Origin of the sequence: Cognatilysobacter tabacisoli, from assembly GCF_003586305.1 — a bacterium.
Lineage (GTDB): Bacteria > Pseudomonadota > Gammaproteobacteria > Xanthomonadales > Xanthomonadaceae > Cognatilysobacter_A > Cognatilysobacter_A tabacisoli.
Genome location: NZ_KZ987400.1, coordinates 972823 through 980495, shown reverse-complemented (window position 1 = coordinate 980495; position 7673 = coordinate 972823). Strand labels below are relative to the sequence as shown.

The 7673-nt window shown below is 71.0% G+C and carries 7 protein-coding genes and 4 tRNA genes; all 11 read right to left on the bottom strand.

Going from position 1 to position 7673, the window contains the following annotated elements:
- Positions 1–141 precede the first annotated feature (141 nt).
- Positions 142–217 (bottom strand) — tRNA-Thr (locus D3A60_RS04440).
- A gap of 35 nt (positions 218–252) precedes the next feature.
- A tRNA-Gly gene (locus tag D3A60_RS04435) sits at positions 253–326 on the bottom strand.
- Positions 327–431: 105 nt separating this feature from the next.
- Positions 432–517, bottom strand: a tRNA-Tyr gene (locus D3A60_RS04430).
- A gap of 95 nt (positions 518–612) precedes the next feature.
- A complete protein-coding gene (gene ychF / locus D3A60_RS04425) occupies positions 613–1704 on the bottom strand; it encodes a redox-regulated ATPase YchF (protein ID WP_119717456.1) in 1092 nt (363 codons plus the stop codon).
- Between the two features lie 78 nt (positions 1705–1782).
- Positions 1783–2364, bottom strand: a complete 582-nt coding sequence (gene pth / locus D3A60_RS04420) for an aminoacyl-tRNA hydrolase (RefSeq protein ID WP_119717455.1) — start codon at positions 2362–2364, stop codon at positions 1783–1785.
- A 60-nt stretch (positions 2365–2424) separates the two neighbouring features.
- Positions 2425–3081 carry a 50S ribosomal protein L25/general stress protein Ctc gene (locus D3A60_RS04415; protein WP_119717454.1) on the bottom strand — a complete coding sequence of 219 codons (657 nt, stop codon included), beginning with the start codon at positions 3079–3081 and terminating at the stop codon, positions 2425–2427.
- Positions 3082–3204: 123 nt separating this feature from the next.
- Positions 3205–4164 carry a ribose-phosphate diphosphokinase gene (locus tag D3A60_RS04410; protein WP_119717553.1) on the bottom strand — a complete coding sequence of 320 codons (960 nt, stop codon included), beginning with the start codon at positions 4162–4164 and terminating at the stop codon, positions 3205–3207.
- A 72-nt stretch (positions 4165–4236) separates the two neighbouring features.
- A tRNA-Gln gene (locus D3A60_RS04405) sits at positions 4237–4312 on the bottom strand.
- 8 nt (positions 4313–4320) lie between these two features.
- A complete protein-coding gene (ispE, locus tag D3A60_RS04400) occupies positions 4321–5187 on the bottom strand; it encodes a 4-(cytidine 5'-diphospho)-2-C-methyl-D-erythritol kinase (RefSeq protein ID WP_119717453.1) in 867 nt (288 codons plus the stop codon).
- Between the two features lie 50 nt (positions 5188–5237).
- Positions 5238–5843: a lipoprotein insertase outer membrane protein LolB gene (gene lolB / locus D3A60_RS04395; protein ID WP_231120389.1), complete on the bottom strand. Its 606-nt coding sequence runs from the start codon at positions 5841–5843 to the stop codon at positions 5238–5240.
- 11 nt (positions 5844–5854) lie between these two features.
- A complete protein-coding gene (locus D3A60_RS04390) occupies positions 5855–7573 on the bottom strand; it encodes a tetratricopeptide repeat protein (protein ID WP_119717451.1) in 1719 nt (572 codons plus the stop codon).
- Positions 7574–7673: the final 100 nt, after the last annotated feature.

The following is a 7673-nucleotide window of genomic DNA, read 5'->3' as shown; positions in this document are numbered from 1 at the left end:
TCAACGTGACCGATCGTGCCCACGTTCACGTGCGGCTTGGTGCGCTCGAATTTACCCTTGGCCATGGCTGTCGCTTCTCGATTTGGGACTGTGGTGTTTCGGTGGGAACGTCTCGGCCGGAGCCGCGTATCGCACTGAAGATGGTGCTCACGAAAGGAATCGAACCTTCGACCTCCTCCTTACCAAGGAGGTGCTCTACCGACTGAGCTACGTGAGCAGGTTGTGCCAGCAGGGGTCTGTCGCGGCGTTCAATGGAGCGGGAGACGGGAATCGAACCCGCACCATCAGCTTGGAAGGCTGAGGTTCTACCGTTGAACTACTCCCGCGCCGGACGGACCTGCTTGGGTGGAGCGCCGGTGACTGGTAAGGCCGCCGGGTGCAGCGTGGAACGGTGGTGCGCACTGCGAATCTGGAACGGTACCGCGTAGAGCTGGTGGAGGGAGGTGGATTCGAACCACCGAAGGCGTGAGCCAGCAGATTTACAGTCTGCCCCCGTTGGCCGCTTGGGTATCCCTCCAAAGAGCCCGCAATTCTGGCGCCAGCTTTACGGGAAGTCAACGCGTTTTGCGCGCGCCTTGCGGCGCTCCCTCCGCCGGCGCGCGGCGCCGCCGATCAGACGTTGAAGCGGAAGTGCAGCACGTCTCCTTCCTGCACCCGGTACTCCTTGCCTTCCAGCCGCAGGCGCCCCGCGTCGCGCGCGCCGGCCTCGCCCCGGTACTTGAGGAAGTCGTCGTACGAGATCGTTTCGGCGCGGATGAAGCCCTTCTCGAAATCGGTGTGGATCACCGCGGCCGCCTGCGGTGCGGTCGACCCGCCCTTGACGGTCCAGGCGCGCACTTCCTTGACCCCGGCCGTGAAGTACGTCTGCAGGCCGAGCAGCTTGTAGCCGGCACGGATGAGGCGGTTCAGGCCCGGCTCGGCGAGGCCGAGGTCGGCCAGGAACGCGTCGCGGTCCTCGTCCTCGAGCTGGCTCATCTCCTCCTCGATCGCTGCGCAGACCGGCACCACCTCGGCCCCCTCGGTGACCGCGCGGGCGCGCACGGCGTCCAGGTGCAGGTTGTTCTCGAACCCGTCCTCCAGCACGTTGGCCACGTACATCACGGGCTTGAGGGTGAGCAGGAACAGGTCGCGGACCTGGGCCTTGTCGTCGTCCGACAGGCCCAGCGCGCGCGCCGGCTTGCCGGCGTCGAGGCCGGCGCGCACGCGCGACAGCACCTCGACGCGGACCTTGGCGTCCTTGTCGCCGGTCTTTGCCGAACGCTCGGCCCGCTGCAGCGCCTTGTCGACGGACTCCAGGTCGGCCAGCGCCAGTTCGGTGTCGATCGTGTCGATGTCGGCGATCGGATCGATTCGGTTGGCCACATGGATCACATCCGGGTGGTCGAAGCAGCGGACCACGTGGGTGATCGCGTCGACCTCGCGGATGTGGGCCAGGAACTTGTTGCCCAGCCCCTCGCCGCTGGCCGCGCCGGCGACGAGGCCGGCGATGTCGACGAATTCGACCGCCGTCGGGATCACCTTCTGCGGCTTGACGATCTCGGCCAGCGCATTCAAGCGCGGGTCCGGCACCGGCACGATGCCCACGTTCGGCTCGATCGTGCAGAACGGGAAGTTGGCCGCGGCGATGCCCGCCTTGGTCAGCGCGTTGAAGAGGGTCGACTTGCCCACGTTGGGCAGGCCGACGATGCCGCATTTGATGCCCATCGATTTCGTTTCCGGGATCCGTGATTCGGGATTCGGGACTCGCCGCGCCGGTGCGCGCGAATCCCGAATCCCCAATCGCTAGTCCTTGCTGGTGTGCAGGCGCGTCATCGCGTCCATGAAGTTGCCGGCGACCGCGAGCGGCAGCACGTCGATCGCGTCGGAGACCGCGCGCAGGATCGCCGCCTCGTCGCCCTGCCCCGGCCGGCCCAGCACCCACGGGGTGACCTTGTCCTTGTGTCCGGGATGGCCGATGCCGATGCGCAGGCGGTGGAACTTGCCGTGGCCGAGCAGCCGGATGGTGTCGCGCAGGCCGTTCTGGCCGCCGTGGCCGCCGTCGAACTTCAGCCGGGCCGTCCCGGGCGGCAGGTCCAGCTCGTCGTGCGCGACCAGGGTCTCCTCCGGCTCGATCTTCCAGTACCGCAGCGCGGCGGCGATCGACTTGCCCGAGAGGTTCATGAAAGTGGCCGGCTTCAGCAGCCAGACCGGACGCCCGGCGATCTCGACCTTGGCGGTCTCGCCGAACAGTTTGGATTCCACGCCGAAGCGCGCCCCGGCGGCCAGCGCAAGGGAGTCCACAAACCAGAACCCGGCGTTATGCCGGGTCCGGAGATGCTCGGCCCCGGGGTTCCCGAGACCGACGATGAGGCGCAGGCCAGCCATGCGAAAGGCGCGGCAACCGCAACCGTCCGGGCGCGCGCGGGGCGCGCCGGGACGAGGCGATTACTTGTCGTCCTTCTTGGCGACCTTGGCGGCCGGCACTTCGGCCGGCGCGGCCTCGGCAGCGGCCTCCTCGGACTCGACGCGGCCGTGCTTGGCGATCACGACGGCGACGTCGTGCTCCTTGCCCAGCTTCAGCTCCGGCAGCTCGACGCCCTTGGGCAGCTTGATGTCCGACAGGTGGACGATGTCGCCGACGGCCAGCTTGCCCAGGTCGATCTCGAGGAACTCCGGCAGGTCCTTCGGCAGGCAGCTGACGGTGACCTCGTTGAGCTCGTGGGTGACGACGACGTCGGCGGCCTTGCCGGCCGGCGAGCTGTCCTGGTTGATGAAGTGCAGCGGCACCGACGCCCGCAGCGCCTGGTTGGCGTCCACGCGCTGGAAGTCCAGGTGCATGATGATCTGCTTGAACGGGTGGCGCTGGATGTCGCGCAGCAGCACGCTCTCGACCTTGCCGTCGACGTCGAGGCTCAGGATCGACGAGTAGAACCACTCGTTCTGCTGGGCCAGCCAGATCTTCTCGTGGTCGAGCTGGATGGCCTGCGGCGCGGACTTGCCGCCGTAGATGATGGCCGGGATCGAAGCGGCATGGCGCAGGCGGCGGCTCGCACCCTTCCCCTCGACATTGCGGCTCGTGGCCTTGATGGTGTGTTCGGACATTTCGCTTACTCACTGTGTACTGCGTGGATCCGCCTCGCGGCGGTGGAAACGCTCACCCGCGACCAGGTGAGCGGCGTGCGGCGACGGCAGGTGCCGGCACCGCGGATCGTGTCGACGATGCGATCAGTCGACGTAAAGCGAACTCACCGACTCGCCGAAGGCGACGCGGCGGATGGTTTCGGCCAGCAGCTCGGCGACGCTGAGCTGGCGGATCTTGACGCAGGCGCGGGCGGCGTCCGACAGCTTGATCGTGTCGGTGACCACCAGCTCGTCGAGCTGCGACTTGGTGATGTTGTCCATCGCCGCGCCCGACAGCACCGGGTGGGTGCAGTAGGCGGCGACCTTCAGCGCGCCGCGCGCCTTCAGCGCGTTGGCCGCGGCGCACAGGGTGCCGGCGGTGTCGACGATGTCGTCGACCAGCACGCAGGTCTTGCCCTCGACGTCGCCGATGATGTTCATCACCGTCGACACGTTCGCGCGCGGGCGGCGCTTGTCGATGATGGCGAGGTCCGCATCGTCCAGGCGCTTGGCGATCGCGCGGGCGCGGACCACGCCGCCGACGTCCGGCGAGACCACGACCATGTTGTCGGTGCCGTGCGCGCGCCAGATGTCGGCCAGCAGCAGCGGCGAGGCGTAGACGTTGTCGACCGGGATGTCGAAGAAACCCTGGATCTGGTCGGCGTGCAGGTCGACCGTGAGCACCCGGTCCGCGCCGACCGCACCGAACATCTTGGCGGCGACCTTGGCGGTGATCGGTACGCGCGACGAGCGCGGGCGACGGTCCTGGCGGGCGTAGCCGAAGTACGGCACGACCGCAGTGACGCTCGCGACCGACGCGCGCTTGAGCGCGTCGATCAGCACCAGCAGCTCCATGAAATTCTCGGCGGTCGGCGCGTTCGTCGGCTGGATCACGAACACTTCCTGCCGGCGCACGTTCTCCTCGATCTCGACCTGCACCTCGCCATCGGAGAACCGGCCGACCAGCGCCTTGCCGAGGCGGATGCCGAGCTCCTTGCACACGGCCTCGGCCAGCGGGCGATTCGCGTTGCCGCTGAAGACGAGCAGGTTGCGGTCGGATTGCACGGTCACGGCTCCGGGGCGGGCGGGGTCTGACGGACGGAACTGCGGGATGGAGCGGCGGGTCGAGCGTCGGAATGGCAGGGGCGGAAGGATTCGAACCTACGAATGCCGGGATCAAAACCCGGTGCCTTAACCACTTGGCGACGCCCCTGCAAAGGCTTACAGCGTCTCGATTGCCCCTTGCAGCGGTGACCTCGCCACCCCCGCCGCCACCCAGGCCGTGAGGCCGGCCGGCAGCGCCGCCAGTGCCTGTTCGGCCGATTCGCGGGTGGCGAATTCGACGAAACAGCCGCTGCCGGACCCGGTCAGGCGTGGCGTGCCGATCCGCGACAGTGCAGCGAAGGCAGCCTCGACGGCCCCTTCGCGCGCGCGCAGTACCGGCTCGAACGCATTCCCGAGCGGTGCACCCGAAACGAAGTCGGACATTGTCGCGGGCGGTGCATCGCGCGTCAATTCAGGGGCCGCGAACAGCGCCGCGGTCGGCGCATGCACGCCCGGGTCGGCGATCACATACCATCGCGGCGGCAGGTCGACCGGCTGCAGCACCTCGCCGACCCCCTCCGCCCAGGCGTTGCGGCCGTGCACGAAGACCGGCACGTCGGCGCCCAGGGCCAGGCCGAGCCCGGCGAGGCGGTCGGCCCCGAGGCCCGCGCCCCACAGCCGGTCGAGCACCACCAGCACCGTCGCCGCGTCGGACGACCCTCCACCGAAGCCGCCCCCGGCCGGGATGCGCTTTTCGACGACGATGTCGGCACCGAGTGCTGTGTTTGACGCTTTTTGCAGCAGATGGGCGGCACGAACGGCGAGGTCGTCGGCCTCGGCGACGCCGGCGACCGAGGCCCCATGCCGGACGATCCGGCCGTCGTCGCGCACCCGCAGCCGCACGGTGTCGCCCCAATCCAGCAGCCGGAACACGGTCTGCAGCAGGTGGTAGCCGTCGGCGCGGCGGCCGGTGATCCGCAGGAACAGGTTCAGCTTGGCCGGGGCCGGCCAGGCGGTCCATTCGTCGGGCGACTCGCGGCTCATCGGGCGCTCGGGCAGCTTTGGGGGCGCCAAGGGTACGGCAGCCGCGCGGGTCAGGCGTCCGGCTCGCCCCAGGCGTCGACGATCAGGCGGACCCGAGCGGTGTCGCGGCGCGCGTCGACCCGATCGGGCAGCGTCGCGGCCGGCGACTCGGGCCAGACGTAGTCGATCGTCCAGCCGCCCTGCTCGATCCGGCGTGGGCGCAGGTCCGCGCCATAACTCATCGCGGCCGGACCGGCGGCGTCCGCGCGCAGCCCGCGCACCCAGTGGTTCAGCGCGTCCACCGGGATTTCCCAGCCGGTGGCCTCGCGCAGCAGCGGGCCGGCGTCGGGGCCGGACCGCAGTCCACCCTCGAGCCCGTCCAGCGTCGCGCCGGACGGCGCGACCGCCAGCCGCCAGCTCTGGCGGGTGACCGGCGCGCTCAGCGAGACCTCGAAGCCGGGGCCGTCCTGGCGCCAGTCGATCCGCCCGCTCCCGCCCTGCCCCGCGTTCGACACCGCGATGCGGCCGGCGAACGACCAGCTGTCCTGCGCCCGCAGCGCCGCCTCGCGCGCGGCCTGGGCGGCCTCGGCGGCGGCGAGCTGCGCCGGCGGCAGGGGGCTCTCGATGCCGCGCGTCGTCGCGCATCCGGCCAGCACCATTCCCAGCAGCAAGACCATCAGCGCGCGCATCACAGCCCCAGCTTCTCGAGCGCCCGCTTCAGCGAGCGGTTGTCGGCGTCGAGCTTGCGCGCCTCGTCGAAGTACCTGCGCGCCTCGTCCTTGCGGCCGAGCACCCACAGCACTTCGCCGAGGTGGGCGGCGATCTCGGCGTCCTTCTGCATCGTGAAGGCGCGGCGCAGCTCGACCAGCGCTTCCTCGTTGCGGCCCAGCCGGTACAGCACCCAGCCGTAGCTGTCGATGATCGCGGCGTTGTCCGGCTGCGCCGTGCGCGCGCGGTCGATCATCTCCAGCGCTTCCTGGTATCGGGTGGTGCGGTCGGCCAGCGTGTAGCCCAGCGCGTTGAGCGCCGCGACGCTGTCCGGGTCGCTGACCAGGATGCGGCGCAGGTCGGCCTCGGCGCGCGGGATGTCGTCGCGGCGCTCGTAGGCCAGCGCCCGCGCGTACAGCAGATCCGGGTCGTCCGGGAACGCCGCCAGGCCGCGCGCGAACGCGTCGAGCTCGCCGTCGAGCGCCTTGTCGCGCTGGCGCAGCTCGGACTCGAGCAGGTAGGCGTCACGGCGCGCATCGTCGGGCGCGGCGGCGTCGGCCTGCAGCTCGCGCAGCGACGCGTAGGCCTGGTCGGCGCGCTTGAGCTCGTGCAGCACGTTGGCCGAGCGCAGCCGCGCGACCCAGCGCTGCTGGCCGCCGGGCACGCCGCCGTACCACGACAGCGCGTCGTCGTTGCGGTCGAGGAACTCGGCGATCTGGCCCAGCAGCAGGCGACGCTGCGGGTCCGGGCGGCTGGCGCCACGCGCCAGCTCGTCGTACAGCGCGGTCAGGCGGGTCTTGTCCTCGGCGCGGGCGAGCAGCGAGGCCCGCAGCGCGTAGGTCTGGTCGTCCTGCGGGCCGCGGGCCAGCACCTGCGCGGCGGTGGCGTGGTCGTCGAGCGCCTCGTACTCCGCCGCCAGCGCCAGGCGCAGGTCAGCGTCGGTGTCGGCGCGATCGGCGATCAGCGCCAGGGCGGCCTTGGCCTCGTCCGGCCTGCCGGTGTCGCGCAGCTGGCTGGCACGCAGCAGCGCAACGCGGGGCTCGCCGGGAAAGCGCTCGAGCACCTCGGCGACGATGCGCTCGGCCAGCGCCGGCTGCTCGAGCCGCTGCGCCAGCCCGCCGAACGCCAGCCACGCCGGCAGCCGATTCGGGATGCGGCCGTCGTCGACCAGCGTGTCGAGCAGGCGCGCGGCCTGCTTCGGGTCGTTCGCGCCGGTGCCGAGCACGCCGAGCGCGAGCCGCCAGCCGTCGTCGCCGGGCTCGCGCAGCAGCGCGTTGAGGTGCCTGCGCGCGGCGCGCTCGTCGCCGCGGTGCAGCGCCAGGGTGGCGTCGGCGGCCACCAGCGACGGCCCGCTGCCGCCGAGCCGGCGCCACAGCGCGAGCGCCTCGGCGGCGCCGGCGTCGTCCTTGGCGAGCACCGCGATGCGGGTCGCGCGTTCGGCCAGCGCCGGATCGCCGGCCGCGCGGGCGGCCTGCAGGTAGTGGCGCGCGGCCTCGTCGAGCTTGCCCGCCTGTAGCGCGAACTCGCCGGCAAGCAGCGGTTCGAGCGACGTCGCGGTGGGATCGTCGGCGGCGCGCGCGGCCTTGGCCGTCGACACCTTGGCATCGGCAGGCGCGGACTGCGCGTGGACGGCGGGCGCGGCAGCGGCCAGCCACGCGGCAGCGGCGATGGAACTCAGCAGGCGCAGGGCGTCGGGCATCACGGTCGCATGCGGGCCGGTAGAATGGCGGCCTCTCAATCGTCCGCAGCTTAGCGCACGCACCTGAACGCGATCGGCGGGGTGCCGCACCCACCACACG